Origin of the sequence: Mycobacterium pseudokansasii (assembly GCF_900566075.1) — a bacterium.
GTDB lineage: Bacteria > Actinomycetota > Actinomycetes > Mycobacteriales > Mycobacteriaceae > Mycobacterium > Mycobacterium pseudokansasii.
In genome coordinates this window covers 2,632,212-2,652,010 of record NZ_UPHU01000001.1, presented here as the reverse complement: position 1 = coordinate 2,652,010, position 19,799 = coordinate 2,632,212, and the positions used below count along the sequence as shown (strand labels likewise).

The window sequence follows — 19,799 nt, the reverse complement described above, 5'->3', positions numbered from 1 at the left end:
CTCCAAACGGCGCAATAATGGCCGACATGGCAGACAGAAGCGTACGCAGCGGGCCGGAGCGCAACCGGATCAAGACCCTTACCCAGGCGGCGCTGAACGCCGACAAGACGGTGGAGCAGGTCGAGGACGTCCTCGAAGGACTGGACAAGACGATGAAGGAGCTGAACAGTTCTTTGTCGGCGCTCAACGCCACGGTGGAGCGGCTGGAGGGTGGCCTGGACCATCTGGAAGGCACGCTGTCCAGCCTGGACGATCTGGCTAAGCGGCTTATTGTGCTGGTCGAGCCCGTCGAAGCCATCGTCGACCGGATCGACTACATCGTGAGCCTGGGCGAGACGGTGATGTCGCCGCTGTCGGTCACCGAGCACGCTGTCCGCGGCGTGCTGGACAGGTTGCGCAACCGCGCGGTCCGCTGAGCGCTGACTCGGCAGCGGTGACGGCGTCGGGCCGCCGGCGGTTATCACACCGCGACGCCCGCTGCTACCCACTGTTTCGCAGCGCGCTGGCCAGCCCGTTCATCGTCAGCAGGATGCCGCGCTGCACCAATTCGTCGTCTTCGCCGGAGCGGTAGCGACGCAATAACTCCACCTGAAGGTGATTCAGCGGCTCCAGGTAGGGGAAGCGGTTGAACACCGAACGCGCCAGGGCAGGGTTGTCGGCGAGCAGGTCGTCGTGGCCGGTGATGCGCTTGTACATGGTGATGGTGCGGTAATGCTCGTCGCTGATCTTGTCGAAAACCCGGCGCCGCAACGACTCATCGGCCACCAGATCGGCGTAGTGGGCGGCCAGGCCCAGATCGCTCTTGGCCAGCACCTGCGCCATGTTGGACAGCACGCTGCGGAAAAATGGCCACCGCTGGTAGAGATCGTGCAGCACCCCCAGGCGGTCGGCCTCGCTGTCCGGGCCCGCCGCGATCCATTGCTCGAATGCCGTTCCGGCGCCGTACCACCCGGGAAGCATCACCCGCGATTGGCTCCATGCCAGCACCCATGGGATGGCGCGCAGGTCAGCGATCGACGACGTGGGCTTGCGCGACGTCGGTCGACTGCCGATGTTCAGCGACCCGATCTCGCTGACCGGTGTGGACGCCATAAAATATTCGACGAAACCCGTTGTCTCGTGGACTAATTCGGCATAAGCATGCTGCGACAGGGCGGCGACCTCTTCGAGCACCGCGTAGGCCGGGGCCGCCGTGTCACCGAGACCCTCGACATCCAGCAGCGTCGATTCCAGGGTTGCGGCCAACAGGCTCTCCAGGTTGCGCCGCGCCATCTGCGGCTCGGCGTATTTAGCCGCGATGACCTCGCCCTGCTCGGTCAGGCGCAACGAGCCGCTCACCGCGCCCGGCGGCTGCGCCAGGATGGCTTGATAGCTGGGGCCGCCGCCGCGGCCGACCGTGCCGCCGCGACCGTGGAAGAGCCGCAACCGAATTCCGGACTTGCGGGCCGTCTCGACCAGGGCCAGCTCGGCGCGGTACACCGCCCAGTTGGCGGCCAGATACCCGCCGTCCTTGTTGGAATCGGAGTAGCCGAGCATCACCTCCTGCATGCCACCGCGGGCCGCGACCAGTCCCCGGTACAGCGGAAGGTCCAGCATCGCTTGCAGAATCGTCGCGCCGTTGCGCAGGTCGTCGATCGTCTCGAACAGCGGCGAGATGCCCACCGGGCAGTACGGTTGCGGCCCCGAGACGTCCAGCAAGCCCGCCTCTTTCAGCAGGATCGCCGCCTCCAACATGTCCGACACCGACCGGCACATCGAAATGACGTAATTGGGCACCGCGTCGGGACCGTAGGTCTGGACCGCGTGGGTGGCGGCCGCGATGATATCCAGCTCGCTACGCGCCAGATCGGATAATTGCGCCCGGCCGCCGATCAGCGGTCGCCGGGTGCTGAGCTCGCCGACCAGCAGCGCAACCCGCTCGTCTTCGGGCAGCGAGCTGTAATCCGGATGCACCCCGGCCCATGCCAGCAGCTCGCCCACGACTTCCTCGTGTACATCGGAGTTTTGCCGCAGGTCCAGGCCGCACAGGTGAAAACCGAAGACGTGCACGCCTTCTCGCAGCAAGGCCAGCCGGTCGCCGGCCAACAGCGCACTGCCGTGGGTGCGCAGCGACGCATCGATGATGTCGAGGTCGGCCCGTAGCTCGCCCGGCGTGGCGTACGGCGGCAATCCCAGGTCCAGCTGGTGCTGCGGTTGCTGGTCCAGGATCTCGGCGCCGGTGGCGCTGAGCCGGGCGCGGATCACCCGCAGGGCGCGCCGGTACGGTTCGTCGTCGCGAGCCTTGTCGCGGCAGCCGTCTGCCAGCGCGGCCAGCTCGGGCGTTACGGCGAGCAGCCGGGACGACATCGACAGCTCCTGCTCGAGCTGGTCGAGCTCGGCCAGGTAGTGCGACAGCGCGGTGTAGGCGGCGCTGCCAGTGGCCAGGCGTACCACCTCGGCGGTCACGTTCGGGTTGCCGTCGCGGTCGCCGCCGATCCAGGATCCCGGTTTGACAATGGGCTCCGACAACAGGTCGGCGTCGGGCCACCGGTCGCGCAATGCCCCCCGCACCTCGGCATTGACCTGCGGGACGACCTTGAAGAACGCCGACCGGTATAGCCGCAGCCCGACGGCGATCTCGTCGCTGATCTGCAGGCGCGACAGCCGGATCAGGGCGGTCTGCCACAAGGTGAGGACCTGGCGACGCAACTCCAATTCGATGCTGCGGCCATCGTCGGTCTCGGTGTGGCCCTCGGCATGGAGCCGCATCAACTCGGTGATCCGGTGCTGGGTGACGAAGATGGTGCGCCGGCGGATCTCGGTCGGATGTGCGGTGATGACCGGGGAAACCAGCGCGCCCTTCAGTGCGTCGGCAACGGTGACCGAATCCAGCTCGGCTGCTTCTAATTTCAGATACGTGGCGGCCAGGCTGCTGTCTTGCGGCGGCTCCCCGGCGGCGATGTGCCTGGCGCGGCGGCGTTCCCGGTGGATGTCTTCGGCGACGTTGGCCAGCAACGCGAAATGGCTGAAGGCCCGAATGACCGGAAGCGCCCGGTGAATGTCGATGCCGTCGAACATCCGCGCCATCTCGGCTCGGTCGATCTCGGAACGACGCACCCGGAAAGCTTCCACCCGTGCTCGCTCGACGAGCTCGAAGATCTCGTCGCCGTTCTGTTCGCGAACGGTGTCGCCCAGGATGGAGCCCAACAACCTGATGTCGGCGCGCATCGGCTCGGTCGCCTCGCGCCCCAACCGGGTCCGGTGGACATCGCCAATCGGTTCCAGCGCGGCATCGGAAACCAGGTCGGCAGCGTCACCCATGTGTCCCAGTATCAGCGACCGGCCCGCCCGGCGCCCATTATCCGTCCACCATTCGGTAGGCTGCCGGTTATGGAATTGGCCCTGCAGATCACCTTGGTGATCACCAGCGTGCTGGTGGTGTTGCTGGTGCTGCTGCACCGCGCGAAAGGTGGCGGCCTGTCGACCCTGTTCGGCGGCGGTGTGCAGTCCAGCCTGTCCGGGTCGACCGTTGTCGAGAAGAACCTCGACAGGTTGACGCTGTTCATCACCGGGATCTGGGTGGTGTGCATCGTCGGCGTGGGTTTGTTGATCAAGTACCGCTGACGCGCCCGCGCAGCCCAGCGCCACGGCGGCGTCGCCGGGCCGGTCGTCATGGTAACTTTCGCCCTTGTGTTCGTCCCCATCCTCGTAGCGCGCGCCGGCGTCTGAGCTGGTGCGGTTCACGAATCCGTCGGTGCGTGGGCCCGGCCACGACGTCGCGGGACCGCGGGCCCGGTCGGAACACGACCTGGTTCGCGGCACCGGCAAGTACGTCGATGCCCTGCGGTTCGACGGCGAGGCGCACGGTTGCCTGGTGCGCTCACCGTTGCCGCACGCCCGGATTCGGCGCATCGACAGCTCCCGGGCGGCGAGCGCGCCGGGAGTTCTGACTGTCATCACGGGCCACGACATCGCGGCCACGATCCGTCCGCTGGGCTGCGTGATCGGTTTGCGATCCGATGACGGCACACCTCGCGTCGATGCCGACCGAGCCGTATTGGCCGTGGACCGGGTGCGTCACGTCGGCGACGGTGTCGCCTTCGTCGTCGCCGACACCCCACACCGGGCCGCCACCGCCGCCGCCTTGGTCGACGTCGACTATGAGCCGTTGCCCTACCGATCCGACGCCGACTCACCCGATATGGAGGTGCCCATCTGGGCCGATGCACCCGACGACGTGTGCTTCAAATGGCGATTCGGCGACGCACCGGCGTGCCGGGAGCTGTTCGCCGCAGCCGATCACGTGGTGCGAATCAGCCTGACTTCACCGCGGCTTGTTCCCTACCCCATCGAACCGCGCGCGGCCGTCGGCTTTTTCGACGAACAGACCGACACCATGACATTGCTGGCGAATACCCAAGGGGTGCATTTCGTCCGCAGCGTGCTGGCCCGGGCCTTCGACCGGGACCCGCAGCGGTTGCGGGTGCTGACGCCTGCGGTCGGTGGCGGGTTCGGCGCAAAAATCTACGCCTACCCCGAGCACGCCCTGGTGCTCGAGAGCGCACGCCGGCTGCGGCGACCGGTCCGGTGGACGGCCACCCGTTCGGAGTCGTTCCTGTCGGACACGCACGGGCGCGGGCATGTCACCGACGCGGCGATCGCCCTGGACAAGGACGGCCGCTTTCTGGCGTTGTCGGTCCGGCCCACCGTCGACTTGGGCGCCTACCTGTCGCAGCTCGCGCCGCTGACCGCGACGGGGGTCGGCGCGCCGGTACAGGCCGGCGCCTACCGCTTCCAAGCCGTCGAAATCAACGTGCGAGCCATGTTCACCAACAACGTGCCGGTCGACGCTTTTCGGGGAGCGGGCCGGCCAGAGGCGACCTACGTGCTGGAACGACTGATCGACCGAGCCGCCCGCGAGCTGAGCTTCGATCCGGCCGCGCTGCGGGCGCGCAATCTGCCTGCCACCCAGACCCGGCCCCTGACCGCGGCCACCGGACTGGTCATCGACGGCGGCCGCTTTCTGGACAATCAGATTCGGTGTCTGGACGTCGCCGACCGTGCCGGCTTCGAAGCGCGCCGGCGAGAATCGGCGGCGCGCGGCCGGTTGCGCGGATTCGGCTTTGCCAACTACCTGGAATCCAACGGCGGCCTTCAGGTCGCCGAGGCCATGCGCGCCGGCGCCTTTCCGGTCGAGTGCGCCGCCCTGACGTTTTCTGGTGACGGCTGCCTGGACATCGTCGTCGGGACCCAATCGAGCGGACAAGACCACGCTGTTCCGCTTCAGCAACTGGCTGCCCAGCGGCTCGGCATTGATCCGCAGCACATCACCGTGCGCGAGGGTGACAGTTCGGTAGCGCCGCTGGGCGCGGGCACCGGCGGATCAAAGTCGCTGCTGACCTCGACCGCTGCGCTCGACACAGCCCTCGCCGATGCGGTACAGCGCGGCAAACAGGTACTCGCGGACAAGTGGGGCGTGGATGCCGGGGCCGTGAGCTATGCCGACGGCAGGTTTCTTGCCGATGCCGCTGCGGGCGAATGGTTTTCGTCCTCGATCGACGAGGTGGCCGCGCACTGGCCGGGAGCCCTCGACGGTCGGTCCGAGGTCAGCTTGCGCAACGGCAGCTTCGCCAACGGCTGCCATGCCTGCGAACTCGAGATCGACCCCGACACCGGTTGCGTCACGGTGCTGCGCTACATCGCGGTCGACGATTTCGGCCGGGTGATCAACGAAGGCGCGGTTCGTGGCCAGGTACAGGGCGCAGTGGCGCACGGTATCGCCCAGGCGCTCCTGGAGCGTGCACCCGGCTGCGAGGAACTGATGCGCATCGCCGCGGGCGGCGCCGCGGCGTACACTCCCCCGACGGCATGCGAGATACCCGACGTCGAATGGGTCGACAATGGTCTGCCGTCGACGACCAATGTTTTGGGGGCCAAGGGATGTGGCGAATCCGGCACCGCGGCGGCTCCCCCCGCGGTGATGAACGCCATCGCCGATGCGCTCCAGGACTATCCGGCTGCGGCCGGCATCCAGATGCCCGCCCGCCCCACTGTCATCTGGAAGGCCATCCATGAAGGAGGTTGAGCCCGCTGGCACGGTCGGGTTCACGGTCAACGGTGCTCCTGCCGAAGTGACCGTGGCCGCACACGACCGTCTGGTCGACGTGCTGCGCGGTCCGCTCGGACTCACCGGTGCCGCCATCGGATGCGATACGGCCGTGTGCGGCGCTTGCACCGTGTTGTTGGACGGTTGTGCGGTGAAGTCCTGCACCGTTCTTGCGGTGCAGGCCGCGGACACCGACGTCGTCACCGTCGAAGGCTTGGCCACGCCGGATTCCCTGCACGCGCTGCAGGCGGCGTTCCTCCGCCACGGCGCCGTGCAATGCGGCTACTGCACCGCGGGCATGCTGGTGGCCGCGGTCGACCTGGTGGCCCGCTACGGTGCGCCGCTGGATGAGGCCATCATCCGCGACGGCATCTGCGGAAACCTGTGCCGCTGCACCGGATACCGCAGCATTGTCTCCGCCATCGCCGAGGCCGCCGCGGAGATGGCCGCCGACGATGGGGCGGCGCGTTGACCACTCGCGTCTATCACCGTCCCACCACGGTAGGTGAGGCAGTCCGGATGCTCAGCTCTGGCGGCGCCGCGGTGCTGGCGGGCGGACAAACCCTGGTTCCGGCGTTGACCAGGACACCGGGCAGGTCGGTGACGCTGGTGGACCTCGGCACGGTCGCGGAGTTGCGCAAGATCACCGCCGGTGGCCCCGAGGTCCGTATCGGTGCAATGGCGACCCATACCCGAGTCGCCACCGATCCCCTTGTCAAGCAGGCAGTTCCATCATTAGCGCTGTTAGCTTCCCAAATCGCCGATCCTCAGGTGCGCAACCGCGCGACCATCGGCGGGTCACTGGCATACAACGATCCGGCCGGCGACTACCCGGCCGCCTGCATCGGATTGGGTGCCACGGTGATCACCGACCGGCGCCGAATCCCGGCCGAAGAATTTTCCACCGGCGCTTTCAGCACCGCTTTGGAGGATTCGGAAGTCATTGTTTCACTGGCCTTTCCGAAGCCCCCCCAACTAATGCGGGCGGCGTATGTGCGGCTGCCCGATCGAGCCGCGCGCAGTGCGCTGGTCGGGGTGACGGTGGCCGAGACGGAGTCCGGATTCCGGGTCGCCGTCAGCGGTCTGGCAGCGGGTCCGACACGGTGGCCCGATGCCGAAGCGGCGCTGGGAAAGCGACCGCATTCCGATGCGTTGCAAGACATCGCGTGCCCGCCAGGCGGTACCGACCCTTATCGGGCCCACGTGGCACGGACGCTGACCATTCGGGCGGTGCGGTCGTTGACGACGTGACCGCGCGATCGACCTATCGACGAGCGAGTGCGCTCTGATCAAGGCGGGCCAGTCGATCCGCGACGTCGTCGATCAGCGTGGCCGCATCACAACCGCCGTCCACCGCCACCCTGATCGCCGTGATCGCGTCCACTACGTCCTCCAATTCCATGGTGGCCGGGATGGCCTGTGCCGCTGGTGCACTGACCGGTGGTGGTTTCAGCACGGCGGCCTCCGCGCCGGCACGCAGCTGGTGTGCCAGCCGATACGCCTCATCCCGGGTCGGTTTGGCCATCGCCCATACCGCCGGCCCGACCACCCAGGGTGCTTTGGCCGGCCGCAGCGCGGCGATAACGCTGCGGCCAAGCGCCGCAATATGATTCATCAGCGGACCGCTAAGGGCGTCCCGGCGGAAGTGCGTGGATTCGTGGCCCACAACTCTCTTTACTCGGCTGTTGATGATTCCGGCCATTCTTGCCTCAGCAAGTATGCAGCCACCCCGCTGTCAACGGAGCCGTCAACGGATCCGTTGCGGGACCGACCGTCATGCCGGGCTGTCCGCCCTCTACTACACACCGTCGCAATCGAAACGCAAATCACGACAGAGAATCAGCCACGTGGGATTTCGATAACGCGCTTGGAATACATTGCGTGCCGCCGCAATCTCCCGGAAACACAAATTGCTCCACATGATGTCGGGTGCATACCGCGCCGCGCCGGGCGTCGTGAAGCGCGAAGCAATTGAAGGCAATACCAGTTCCCGGACCCAGCCTCTCATCCCGGGCCTCGTGTACAACGTCTCTACATCGCTATTTTCAATCCGCACATCGCGCCCCATGTCAAAAATTGTGCAGCGCACCTCGGAAGTAATCGCCGGCTCGACAGCACAGCTGATTACTAAAAGCGCTCGTCAACGGGAAATCGCGCTCGAATTTAAATCACCAACATAGTTATTGTTGACGATAGCTACATTCCTTGGGATTTATTGGTTCCGCCGGAGCTATGCCCGGCCTCCGAGTCGGCGCGAACGTGATCTTGGCCTGCGTCGGTGAAGAGATGCACCAGAAAGGTTGGCTTATGGCGCCGTGGCTGATTGATAAAGGGCCCACAGTGGCCAACGGGCTGCTGATATTTCGGTGGGGTCGTTGTATCCGATATTCGCCGGCCCGGCCCGAGGCGGGGACCTCAATGCTGACCGCGACGTTCGTGGTCCACGAAAGCTAAACCCTTTTCCTACCGCGCAGCTTCGGCATGGCGAATACCGATCGGCTTTGTCGAGAGCCCCCCCGAATACTCCGCAGTTCGAACAAATCACCCACCAGCACCGGCCACCGTAGCCCGGGCTTCATCAGGCCGGGTCCCGGTTCGCATACGCCGAACCGCGTCGCCTTTGGCCCCTCAACCAACCAAGGAGGTAGCACATGTTCACCGATTTTGCGTTACTACCGCCAGAGGTCATCTCGACCAGGATGTACAGCGGTCCGGGATCAGGCTCGCTGCAAGCCGCGGCGGCGAGCTGGCAGCAGTTGTCTGCTGAATTGCAGGCCAGTGCCCAGACGTACCGATCGGTGGTCTCCGACCTCATCGCCTGGCATTGGGTGGGCCCTTCGTCCGCGGCGATGGCGGCAGCAGCCACCTCGTACGCGGGGTGGCTGGAGGCAACTGCCATCCAGACAGGGCAAACCGCCCGGCAGGCCGCGACCGCGGCGAGTGCATTTGATGAGGCGTTTGCCATGACGGTGCCCCCGTCGATCGTCATCGCCAACCGCGAGCAGCTGCTCTTGCTGATAGCGACGAATTTCTTCGGTCAGAACACTTCGGCGATCGCCGCCCTGGAGCTGGCCTACGCAGAGATGTGGGTCACCAATAGCAGCGTGATGCAGGATTATTCCGTCACTTCGGCGGCCGCGACGAAGCTGACGCCATTTGCTTCGCCGCAGCAGACCACGAACTCCGCCGGTCTGCCCGCGCAGGCCGCCGCGGTGGCTCAAGCCACGGCCGGCGCCGCCGCCGACGGCGGTAACTGGCTGGGGAATCTGTTGGAACAGATCGGGATCGCCCTCCTGCCGTTCGCACCCGAGCTGACGCCGTTCTTTCTCGAGGCGGGTGAACTGATCAACGCCATTCCTTTCCCGTCCATAGTCGCGGACGACTTCACGTTCCTCGACGGCGTCATGGCGTGGTACGCAACCGTCAGCTCGATCAACAACATCAGCTCGCTGGGCACCGGGATCATCGGGGCCGAAAAGAATCTGGGCATCCTGCCCAACCTCGCTGCACCGGTAGCCGACGTTGTCCCCAGTGAGCTTGCCCCGCTGGTCAATTCGATCAAGAACGTAGCCGACGCGGTGGCGAAGGGCGGACCGGGAATTGGCGAGGTGTCTGCGGCTTTCCGCAGCGCCGGTTCGATCGGGCAAATGTCAGTGCCGCCCACCTGGACCGCACCGACAGTCACCACGGTAAAGACGTTTCAAGGTACGCCCCTGACTACGCTGCCAGCCGGCGACTCCGGAGGGGCCGGGATGCCGGGGATGCCGGGTATGGCGCCCGCGGGGACGCGGCGCGGCGGGGTAGTGCCCCGGTACGGTTTGACACCTCGAGTGATGACGCGCCCCCTCTCCGGGGGGTAGCGCGAGCGTCGCTTGCCGCGGCCGCTACGGGAGCGGTCCCCCGGCGGCGATGGCCGCCAGCGTCGCGAACTGCTCCCCGTCCAGCGACGCGCCACCGACCAGGCCGCCGTCGATGTCGTCCTGGGCGACCAGGTCGGCGACATTCTTCGCGTTCATCGAGCCGCCGTAGAGCACCCGCACCGTCTCGGCCGCCTTGGATGAGGCTAGCGAAGCCAACTCCTTTCGGATCGCCGCGCAGACCTCTTGGGCGTCGGCGGCGCTGGCCACCCGCCCGGTGCCGATTGCCCAGACCGGCTCATAGGCGATGACGACGGACCCGATCTGCTCGGCCGACAGCCCGGCCAGCGAACCCCGTAGCTGTTCGACGTTGTATGCCACGTGGTTTCCCGCTTCCCGCACGTCGAGGTGTTCGCCGATGCAGACGATCGGCGTGAGCTCGTGCTTGAGCGCGGCGGCGGCCTTGGCAGCCACCAGGGCATCGTCCTCGTTGTGGTAGGTGCGCCGCTCGGAGTGTCCGACGATGACGTAGCTGCAACCCAATTTCGCCAGGAACGCCCCGCTGATGTCACCGGTGTAGGCGCCGGAGTCGTGTTGTGACAAGTCCTGGGCACCATAGGTCAACCGCAGCTTGTCGCCGTCGACCAGCGTCTGCACGCTACGCAGGTCGGTGAACGGCGGGATCACCGTGACGTCGACCTTGTCGTAATACTTGTCCGGCAACGCGAACGCGACCTTTTGCACCAGCGCGATCGCCTCGAAGTGATTGAGGTTCATCTTCCAGTTGCCCGCGATCAACGGCTTGCGGCTCACGACTGTCCGCCTCTCTTGTTTTGATCGGGCTGGGCCTCACCAAGTACCTCGATGCCGGGAAGTGCTTTGCCCTCAAGGTATTCCAGCGACGCACCGCCGCCGGTGGATATGTGCGAAAAGGCGCTTTCGGCGATGCCGAGCGCACGCACCGCGGCCGCCGAGTCGCCGCCGCCGACCACGCTGAAAGCTCCTCTACCGGTCGCGGCGGCAATCGCCTCGGCGACGCCTCGGGTTCCCGCCGCATAACCGGGGAATTCGAACACGCCCATCGGCCCGTTCCAGAAAATGGTCCTGGCGTTGGACAGCAGCGTGGCGAACCGTTTGACCGATCCCGGGCCGATATCCAGGCCCATCAGGTCGTTCGGAATCGCGTCGGCGGCGACGGTTTGGGGCGGGGAATCGGCCGCGAACTTCTCGGTCACCACGATGTCGACGGGTAGCCGCAGCACGTCGTGGTAGGTGTCGAGCAGCCTGCGGCAGGTGTCGACCATCTCGCCTTCCAGCAGCGACGTTCCAACCGAATAGCCTTGCGCGGCAAGGAAAGTAAAGCACATTCCGCCGCCGATAACGATGCTGTCAGCCTTGGTGGCCAGCGACTCGATCACCCCGAGTTTGTCCGACACCTTCGATCCGCCCAGCACCACGGCGTAGGGCCGCTCGGAGGAGTCGGTCAGCTGCTCGAGCACCCGGATCTCCTCGGCGACCAGGGTGCCGGCATAGTGCGGCAGCAACGTTGCCACGTCGTACACCGAGGCCTGTTTGCGGTGCACCACACCGAACCCGTCGGAGACGAAAGCACCTCCCGGAGAAACCAATTCGGCAAGCTGTCGCGCCAGGGCAAGGCGTTCACCGTCGTCCTTGGCGGTCTCGCGCTTGTCGAACCGGACGTTCTCCAGCAACAGGACGTCGCCGTCGGTCAGCCCTTCGGCGCGGGCCAGCGCGTCGGCGCCGACGACATCTCCGGCCAGCTGAACGTGCCGGCCCAGCTGCTCACCGAGAGCCGCGGCCACCGGCGCCAGCGACAGCTTCGGGTCAGGGCCGGCCTTGGGACGACCCAGATGCGCGGTGACCACCACCTTGGCCCCGGCATCGACCAACGCCCGCAACGTCGGCACCGACGCGGTGATGCGGCCCGGGTCGGTGATCGCGCCGTCCTCGTCGAGCGGAACATTGAGGTCGGAGCGCACCAAGATGCTGCGGCCCGAAACACCTTCGGCGAGAAGGTCTTTGAGGGAATGGATGGTCACGGCTGGGTGAGCTTACAGCGACTTGCCGACCAGCGTGACCAGGTCGATGAGGCGGTTGGAGTAACCCCACTCGTTGTCGTACCACGACACCACCTTCGCCTGACCTTCGATCACCTTGGTCAGCCCGGAGTCGAAGATCGAGCTGTGCGGGTCGGTGACGATGTCGGTCGAGACGATCGGCGCATCGTAGTACTTCAGAATGCCCTTCAGCCGACCCTCGGCAGCGGCCTTGAACGCCGCGTTGATCTCCTCGGCGGTAGCCGACTTGGCCAGGTCGGCGGTCAGGTCGGTGACCGAACCGGTGGGAATCGGCACCCGCAGCGCGTAGCCGTCGAGTTTGCCCTTGAGTTCGGGCAGCACCAGGCCGATAGCCTTGGCCGCGCCGGTCGAGGTGGGGACGATGTTCAGCGCGGCGGCGCGGGCGCGCCGCAGGTCCTTGTGCGGACCGTCTTGCAGGTTCTGGTCCTGGGTGTAGGCGTGGATGGTCGTCATCAGGCCTCTGACGATGCCGAACTCGTCGTGCAGCACTTTGGCCAGCGGTGCGAGGCAGTTCGTCGTGCACGAGGCGTTGGAGATGATGTTCTGGCTGCCGTCGTACTTGTCGTCGTTGACCCCCAACACGATGGTGAGGTCCGGGTCGGTCGCGGGCGCCGAGATGACGACCTTCTTGGCACCGGCATCGAGATGGCCCTTGGCTTTGGCGGCGTTGGTGAACAGGCCGGTGGATTCGACGACCACGTCGACGCCGAGGTCACCCCACGGCAGTGCGGCCGGTCCTTCCCGGACGGCCAGCGCCTTGATCTTGGTACTGCCGACCACGATCGTGTCCTCGCCCTCGAGGCTGACGTCGTGGGGCAGCCGGCCCAGGATCGAGTCGAATTTCAGCAGGTGAGCCAGTGTGTGGTTGTCGGTGATGTCGTTGACGGCCACCACCTCCATATCAGCGGTGCCCTGCTCCTGTTGAGCCAATAGGGCCCGGTAAAAGTTGCGGCCGATTCGACCAAAGCCGTTGATGCCTACCCGGACCGTCACTTGCCTCTCCCTGCCTTTCGCTGTCCACTTATTAGTCCGCTTACGAGCGCCTTGCCGTCAGCCTAGATCAGTGACAGGCGCCCCGACGCCCCGCCGGTAAGAGTGCGGGACCTCTGCGGCGGCGACAAGCCGGGCGCGGGTCGAGCGCGGGTTGCGACAGAGGTGGGTGAGAGCGCCGATGGTCCTGTTCGACGGCGCACGGCTGCCCCAGCCACCCTCCTTTGCAAGGAAAAGTGATGGCGAACGTCACCATTTGGAAACGGCGCGGTGCGGCGCGCCTCGTCTTTCACGTCGGCTGCCGAAAATTGTGCCGGTCGGCTAGACACGAGTGCAGTAGGGCTAGCTGTGCTGCTGCACGTTTTGATTGCGGAAATGCTGGGTGCCAATAAAGAGGAGTCGGCGTGATGACGGTCTTCGATCGGTTCAACTTGAAAGTGGTTGCCTTCGCTGGCTTGTGCGGGGCCGCCATAGCGTTGAGCCCGGATGTAGCTGCCGCCCCGCTGAAGACCGGCGGCTACGGGTGCGTCCAGGGGATGGCGGGCGAGGGTGCGGCGCCGGCGGCCGGTGGAGCGGCCACAGCCGGTGCAGCGGCCGCATCCGGTGCGTGCTGCGCCCCGGGCGGGCCAGCTGCCGGCGGGGCAGCAGCCGGAGGCGCACCGGCCGGCGGCGGAGCAGCAACCGGGGGCGCGCCGGCAGCTGGCGGCGGAGCAGCGGCCGGGGGAACGCCGACCGCAGCCGGCGGACCAGCAGCCATCAGTGAGGTATGTGCGGCGAGCGCCGCGCTCACCGATATGTCTGGTGTTCCGATGGTTGTGCCCGGCCCGGTTCCGGTGCTGCCGGCTGGTGCTCCGCTGATTGACCTTGGGCCGGCCGTTGCCCCGGTACCCGCCGTTGCCCCGGTACCCGCCGTTGCCCCGGTACCCGCCGTTGCCCCAGTGCCCGCCGTAGCCCCGGTACCCGCCGTAGCCCCGGTACCCGCCGTTGCCCCGGTGCCGTTGCCCGCTGCGGTCCCGGTACCGGCCGCTGTTCCAGTGCCCGCCGCCGCGCCGGTGCCCGCCGCGGTCCCGGTACCGGCCGCTGTTCCAGTGCCCGCCGCCGTGCCGGTGCCCGCCGCGGTCCCGGTACCGGCCGCTGTCCCGGTGCCCGCCGGCGCCCCCGTCGTCGTGCCGATGCCAGCCGGTGTTCCGTTGATCGCACTCGGGCCGGTAGCGGCTGGTGCTCCGCTGGATGCGCCGGCGCTGGCTGGGGCTCCGATCATTGACATGTCCGGGACCGGCAAGGGTGCGCCGACTGCTCCCGCACCGACCGGTGGGCCGGTACCCGGTCAGCCGGTTGCGCCGGGTCCTTCCGGTGCGGGCGCGGGCTGAGATTCGGCTCTTTCGGTCCACTCGTCGGGTTTGTGCCGACCCACTCGATACCACCAGCGAATGCAGTAGCTGCCGCTGCTGGCCGGTATCTCGTCGGCGGCCTTGGCCCAGGCCCGACGCGGTGCGGGTGAGTGCGCCGTCACGCGTGGAAGTTCAAGCGCGCCTGAGCAATTCGATTGGGCCTAGCGCCCTCCGGATACGTCGAGCTGACCCGGCGACGTGATTGCCCGCCACGCGGCCAACCGCGTTCTAACCCGGCATCACCGCAGGGAAGCTCCGGTAACCAGGAAAATCGTGGTTCATAGTTTGCGTTAATGGCCTGAACATGAAAATGAATTAGCCAGATGTTGTAGCCATGGCGTGGCATTGGTTCTAATGGAACCTCGTTTCGATTGAACGACGCACAGCGCAATGGCAGCGCGGCACGGCGGCGCAATGCGAATAAACCGGAGGATAAGCGTTGACGCTACGAGTGATTCCTGCGGGGCCGATGACCCCCGACGCGGCCGCGTACACGTCGACTATTGGCCGGAGTATTGCGCATATCGCTGCGACACCAATGGATATCACGGCGCCGTCCGCAACGGGCGAACAATTATTGCCGGTTGCCGCGGCGAGATTCACCGGCTGCCCCGATATACCAAATGCGCGTGCAGGTAGCCCGCAATGACGGCGCCGATATGGATGGCAGCGCCACCGGAGGCGCATTCGGCGCTACTCAACGCGGGGCCAGGACCGGACTCGTTGCTGGCCGGGGCGCAAGCCTGGACATCACTGAGCTCCGAGTACGCGACGGTAGCCGAAGAACTGACCGCCATACTGGCCGGGGTCCAAGCCGGCACCTGGGACGGCCCCAGCGCAGAATTCTGCATGGCGGCCTACGCCCCCTATCTGGCGTGGTTGGCAGCCGCCAGCGCCGCCAGCGCGGAAACCGCTGCGGCCCAACAGAATTTGGCAGCGGCCTATGTCTGTGCGGTGGCGGCGATGCCGACGTTGAGCGAGTTGGCGGCCAACCATGCCACCCACGCAGTGCTGGTGGCCACCAACTTCTTCGGTATCAACACCATCCCCATCGCACTCACCGAAGCCGACTACCTACGGATGTGGATCCAAGCCGCCACCACCATGGGTGTGTACGACGCGGTTGCTACTGCGACGCTGGCCGCCACCCCACACACCGTCCCGGCACCGTTCATCGTCAAACCCGGCGCCAACGTGGTGACCGGCATCGCCCAGGCCGTCACCGAGACGCCAATCGAACAATTATTGATTGAGTTACTTACCCTCGTTTTAGCCGAGTATCTCAATGTGCTCGAAATAGTTATCGGCATCCTCATCTTGCCTACACTGGGGCTCAGGATCCCGTTATTGGCCCTGTTGGACTTCTTGACCCTGCACTTTGCCGCCGGTTTTTTCATGCTGTGGTATTACGGATTTCTCTGGTATCACTTCGTCGTCGCGCCCGCGTTCTGGTTCGTGGTCGATCCGTTGTTGGTCGTCGATGCGGTGATCGAATGGATTCTTGGGGGTGGCGCGGGTCTTGGCGCTGTCGGGGCTATGGCGACTCCGTTGACTGACGCGGTGGCGTTGTCCGCCACCGGCACGGCGGCTGCTTCCGCCGGCGCGAACCTGGGCGCTATGAGTGCCATGCCCGTCGCCGATGTCGCCGTTGGCGCGTTAGGGCCGTTGGCTGGCGCATCTGCGGTTCAGCCACTAGCCAAATTCGCGGCGGCGGCGCCGGCGGTACCGGCGTCGGTGATAGCTACTGATCACGGCGCCGGGGTGAACGGATTTGCCGGGACCACGCCCGGCGCGACGGCCATACCGGCCGGAGGATTGACGACGGTCGGTGCCGGTGAGCTTGGCCCCGGTGCCCGGGTACCGATGCTGCCGGCCAATTGGGAGCCCAGCCTGGTCGGCGGCCCAGTGGACAAGCTGTGATAGTTGGGGTGATCCAGCCGGCAGAATGTTCCCCGCGAGATGCAGTTTGTCGCTGGTCGAATCGACGCCGGCCAGTGAGGAGCCGTTGGCTCACATTGCGCACCGTCAAATCGCAATGATCGCAACTGTCACAGGTGCCGCTGGGTCGATCGACACCTGATGGGCCGGCTGAGCAGCAGCATGGACCGGGTGACCCAACCAGCTCATGCCCGACGGTAGCCCGGGCCGCGGCCGGCGGAATGCAGTCAAGGCAATCGCGTGTGTTGCGCGACAACGTATTCCAACTCATCGGTGGCCGGCGAGACGATTCCCACACCTGCGTGGGCCTTGTCGAGCTGTGTCGAGGGCATGTGACGGTGATCGCGCCGCAGCGACGGACGTCAGCGGCGCTGACGCAGCCACCGCAACGCTGATTCTGCGGCGTGGTACCCGCACAGCCCGTGGATGCCGGCGCCCGGCGGCGCGGACTGCGAACACAGGTAGACGCCCGCCACTCCGATTACATACGGGTCGACGGCGATCCGCGGCCGGAAGATGACCTGCAGCCCGTCGTTGGCGCCGCCGATGATGTCGCCGCCGATGAAATTCCGGTTGTAGGCCTGCAATTCGGCGGCGGACTTGCTGACGGTGGCGATAATGCGGTCGCGAAAACCGGGAGCGAACCGCTCGATCTGGTCCACGACGGCCGCGGTAGCGTCGCCGGTATAGCCGAACGGCACGTGCGCATAGGCCCAGACCGGGTTGATGTTGCCCGCTGAGCGCGACGGGTCGGCCAGGTACTGCTGCCCCACCAGAACAAACGGCCGTTGCACCATTATGCCTTGTGCGCGTTGACGTTCCGTGTCCGCGATCTCGGCGAAGGTGCCGCCTAGGTGGACGGTGCCGGCGCGCCCACAATCAGGATTCGTCCATGGAATGTCACCCTCGATGGCGAAGTCGACCTTGAACGCCGACGACCCTTCGCGATATCGGCGATAGGACGACTTGATCCGGGCCGGCATCACATCGCCGTAGAGTGCCAGGACGGCCGCGGGACTCAGATCGAGCATGACGATGTCAGCGTCCGCGATGTCGCGTCGGCTGGTAACGGTCACGCCGGTGGTGATGCCACCGCCGAGGGCCTGCAGAGCCGCGCCCAGTGCTCGCGTGATCGACCCCGATCCGCCCTGAGCAACGGGCCAGCCGTACCGGTGGCCACTGGCCAGGATCATCAGGCCGAGCGATGCCGTCAGCGGCCGGTCCAGACGCGTATAGACGTGCGCGGCCGCCCCGCCGAACAGTGCCCGTGCCTGCTCGGTACGAAACCAGCGCGCCATCACGGTGGCCGGCAGCGCCGCACGCGGACCAAACGCGGCAAGACGAAGCGGGTGTCGCGGCACGTTGATCACCGGCCGGAGCAAATCGCTTGCCAGATCGTCGAATCCGGCCGCCAGATCCCCTACCGCGCGTCGCCAACGGCTGGCATCGGGTCCCATCCGCGCCGCGGTCTTCTCGATCGACTGGAACAGCACACCGGCACTACCGTCCTCGAGCGGATGCGCACAATCGATCTGCGGCCACTTCCAGGTCAGCCCGTAATGCTGCAGGTCGATCTCCTGCCAGAACGGCGAACCGACGCCCAGCGGGTGAAACGCCGAGCAGTGGTCGTGGATGAGTCCGGGCACCGTCAGTTCACCCGAACGCGCTCCCCCGCCGATGGTGTCGGCGGCCTCGAGCACCTGCACGTCGAGACCGTGGCGAGCAAGCTGGATCGCTGCGGCCAGGCCGTTGGGTCCGGCACCGACGACGATCGCGTTGGTCATCGCATAGGGCGTTGAGTCGTCATCTGGACGAGCTTAAACGTCGGCCGGAGCCGGGCCGCTAAGACAGAAGTCCTGTCGAGCTATCGGCGGCCCGTTGCCGACGTGGACTTCTTCGCTGCCGGCTTGGCCGGCTTCGGAGCGCGCTTGCCGGGGCCGCGTCGCGGTGAGGGCGGCTGCGGCGGCTGAGCCCATTCGGCTCCGGTGGCCTCGAACAGCCGGGTGATCTCGGCGACGTGCATGTCGGCGAGATCCCACACGTCGGGAACGAGCTCGCGGTCGGCCATGAAGCCGAAGTCAAGCCGGTCCAGATAGCTCACCACGGTGATGTTCAGCCCCTGCCCGTCGGTGACAATCGAGACGGGGAACTGGTGACACAGCTTCGCGCCGGCGAAATACAACGGTTGGCGGGGCCCTGGCACGTTGGAGATCACCACGTTGAACGGCTGCGAGACCCGGTCGGCCAGCCGCAGCCGTGCCGCCAGCCGCACCGCCGCGGTCGACAGCACCGGCGGTGAGTAGCGGCTGAGGTCGACCAGCTCGGCGGCCGGCACCAGCTCGTGCGTGCGCTTCGCATCCTGCATGGCCTTGCGGCAGCGGGCGACCCGTTCCACCGGATCGGCACAGTCGGTGGGCAACTCGGCGACGATCGCCGACACGCGGTTGGTCCACGGGTCCGCCTCGTCTCCGGTGCGGATCGACACCGGCACCATCGCGCGCAGCGGGCGGTCCGGCAGCGCGTCATGGGCCAACAGATACTCCCGCAGCCCGCCGGCGCAGATCGCCATGACAATGTCGTTGACAGTGCTGCCGGTGGCGTCCTTGAGCCGCTTGACGTTGTCCAGCGAGGTGGTGCGCATGGCGAAACGGCGGTGGCTGGTGATCGTCTTGTTCCACGGCGTCGGCGGTGCCGTGACGGCCGGCAACGAGAGGCTCGGCCGGTTGCCTCTATTTCTGAGGCCCAGTTGGGCGACCCATTTGACCGCATCGCCGGCCCGGCCCGCCGCACTGCTCACGCTGTGGATTCCCGCGGCGTCGGCCAGCCGACCGACGATGCGGGCCTGCACCCGCATCGCCCGGAACGGGTTGCGCGCGAGTTGGCCTGCCGTCCGGCGCAGCAATTCGGCGGTGGACGGCAGCGCCTCGGGCTCCCAGGCCGGGCCCGGACCCGGCGTCGGCACCACGGGTTCGGTGTCGGTGACGATCTGCAACATCAGCTGTCCGGAAGCCCCGTCGATGGTGGCGTGGTGATATTTGGTGAGCAGCGCCCAGCGTCCGTCGGCCAGGCCGTCGATGACGTACACCTCCCACAGCGGCCGGGCGCGGTCCATCGGCCGCCCCACGATCCGGCACACCTGCTCGGCCAGCTGATCCACGAGACCCGGTCGGGCCAACCGTAATTCGCGGATGTGGTAGTCGAGGTCGAAGTTCGGGTCGAACACCCAGTACGGATGGTCGAGCCCGAACGGCACTTCGACCAGACGCCGCCGCAACGGTTCGAGCTCGCCCACCAGCGAGGCGAACTTAGCGTGCACCGCCGCATACGGGTCGTAGTCGGGGTCGGGCCGTTCGAAGATCATCAGGCCGGTAACGTGACCGAACGTCGTCGGCGTCTCCAGGTAGAGGAACGCGGCGTCCAAGCCGGAAAGTTGCTTCAT

General features: G+C 66.5%; 15 protein-coding genes and 1 pseudogene. 9 read left to right on the top strand and 7 right to left on the bottom strand.

Annotated elements, in window-relative coordinates:
* Nucleotides 1-17 precede the first annotated feature (17 nt).
* Entirely contained in the window at nucleotides 18-416 is a 399-nt protein-coding gene (locus tag EET10_RS12185; protein WP_036401084.1) for a hypothetical protein, read from the top strand.
* Between the two features lie 64 nt (nucleotides 417-480).
* Here EET10_RS12185 and ppc read toward each other — a convergent pair whose 3' ends face one another.
* Complete coding sequence (gene ppc, locus EET10_RS12180; protein WP_167480168.1) at nucleotides 481-3,300, bottom strand: phosphoenolpyruvate carboxylase; 2,820 nt, start codon at nucleotides 3,298-3,300, stop codon at nucleotides 481-483.
* Nucleotides 3,301-3,369: 69 nt separating this feature from the next.
* Here ppc and secG point away from each other — a divergent pair, with 69 nt between their 5' ends.
* The 4 genes from secG (at nucleotide 3,370) to EET10_RS12160 (ending at nucleotide 7,336) form a co-directional block, all read left to right on the top strand.
* The gene (gene secG / locus EET10_RS12175) at nucleotides 3,370-3,603 is read left to right on the top strand and encodes a preprotein translocase subunit SecG (protein ID WP_036391473.1); all 234 of its coding nucleotides are present in this window, start codon (nucleotides 3,370-3,372) and stop codon (nucleotides 3,601-3,603) included.
* 109 nt (nucleotides 3,604-3,712) lie between these two features.
* The gene (locus EET10_RS12170) at nucleotides 3,713-6,064 is read left to right on the top strand and encodes a xanthine dehydrogenase family protein molybdopterin-binding subunit (RefSeq protein ID WP_122502177.1); all 2,352 of its coding nucleotides are present in this window, start codon (nucleotides 3,713-3,715) and stop codon (nucleotides 6,062-6,064) included.
* On the top strand, nucleotides 6,051-6,557 hold the full coding sequence (locus tag EET10_RS12165) for a (2Fe-2S)-binding protein (RefSeq protein ID WP_036401086.1): 507 nt from the start codon (nucleotides 6,051-6,053) through the stop codon (nucleotides 6,555-6,557). Before EET10_RS12170 ends, EET10_RS12165 begins: the two co-directional genes overlap by 14 nt.
* On the top strand, nucleotides 6,554-7,336 hold the full coding sequence (locus tag EET10_RS12160) for an FAD binding domain-containing protein (RefSeq protein ID WP_036401088.1): 783 nt from the start codon (nucleotides 6,554-6,556) through the stop codon (nucleotides 7,334-7,336). Before EET10_RS12165 ends, EET10_RS12160 begins: the two co-directional genes overlap by 4 nt.
* A 13-nt stretch (nucleotides 7,337-7,349) precedes the next feature.
* Here EET10_RS12160 and EET10_RS12155 read toward each other — a convergent pair whose 3' ends face one another.
* Nucleotides 7,350-7,700, bottom strand: coding sequence for a hypothetical protein (locus EET10_RS12155; protein WP_136624731.1), 351 nt, complete (start codon nucleotides 7,698-7,700; stop codon nucleotides 7,350-7,352).
* Nucleotides 7,701-8,004: 304 nt separating this feature from the next.
* On the opposite strand from EET10_RS12155, the gene EET10_RS30200 reads away from it, so the two are divergent.
* Both EET10_RS30200 and EET10_RS12145 read left to right on the top strand, forming a co-directional pair.
* On the top strand, nucleotides 8,005-8,265 hold the full coding sequence (locus EET10_RS30200; protein ID WP_136624730.1) for a hypothetical protein: 261 nt from the start codon (nucleotides 8,005-8,007) through the stop codon (nucleotides 8,263-8,265).
* A gap of 471 nt (nucleotides 8,266-8,736) precedes the next feature.
* Nucleotides 8,737-9,945 carry a PPE family protein gene (locus EET10_RS12145; protein WP_036401097.1) on the top strand — a complete coding sequence of 403 codons (1,209 nt, stop codon included), beginning with the start codon at nucleotides 8,737-8,739 and terminating at the stop codon, nucleotides 9,943-9,945.
* Between the two features lie 24 nt (nucleotides 9,946-9,969).
* On the opposite strand, the gene tpiA is transcribed toward EET10_RS12145, so the two are convergent.
* From tpiA to gap, 3 genes are read right to left on the bottom strand one after another with little or no spacing between them, the layout of a single operon-like run.
* Nucleotides 9,970-10,755, bottom strand: a complete 786-nt coding sequence (gene tpiA / locus EET10_RS12140; protein ID WP_036401100.1) for a triose-phosphate isomerase — start codon at nucleotides 10,753-10,755, stop codon at nucleotides 9,970-9,972.
* Nucleotides 10,752-12,002 carry a phosphoglycerate kinase gene (locus tag EET10_RS12135; RefSeq protein ID WP_063467239.1) on the bottom strand — a complete coding sequence of 417 codons (1,251 nt, stop codon included), beginning with the start codon at nucleotides 12,000-12,002 and terminating at the stop codon, nucleotides 10,752-10,754. Before EET10_RS12135 ends, tpiA begins: the two co-directional genes overlap by 4 nt.
* A 12-nt stretch (nucleotides 12,003-12,014) precedes the next feature.
* Nucleotides 12,015-13,034, bottom strand: a complete 1,020-nt coding sequence (gap, locus tag EET10_RS12130; protein ID WP_122502175.1) for a type I glyceraldehyde-3-phosphate dehydrogenase — start codon at nucleotides 13,032-13,034, stop codon at nucleotides 12,015-12,017.
* An 806-nt stretch (nucleotides 13,035-13,840) separates the two neighbouring features.
* On the opposite strand from gap, the gene EET10_RS32285 reads away from it, so the two are divergent.
* Nucleotides 13,841-14,401: a hypothetical protein gene (locus EET10_RS32285; protein WP_051490376.1), complete on the top strand. Its 561-nt coding sequence runs from the start codon at nucleotides 13,841-13,843 to the stop codon at nucleotides 14,399-14,401.
* A gap of 666 nt (nucleotides 14,402-15,067) precedes the next feature.
* Entirely contained in the window at nucleotides 15,068-16,342 is a 1,275-nt protein-coding gene (locus tag EET10_RS12120; RefSeq protein WP_122502174.1) for a PPE family protein, read from the top strand.
* A 380-nt stretch (nucleotides 16,343-16,722) separates the two neighbouring features.
* On the opposite strand, the pseudogene EET10_RS12115 reads toward EET10_RS12120, so the two are convergent.
* Nucleotides 16,723-18,150, bottom strand: a pseudogene (locus EET10_RS12115) (phytoene desaturase family protein); the annotation flags it as partial.
* A 74-nt stretch (nucleotides 18,151-18,224) separates the two neighbouring features.
* Nucleotides 18,225-19,799, bottom strand: coding sequence for a WS/DGAT/MGAT family O-acyltransferase (locus tag EET10_RS12110; RefSeq protein WP_036401109.1), 1,575 nt, complete (start codon nucleotides 19,797-19,799; stop codon nucleotides 18,225-18,227).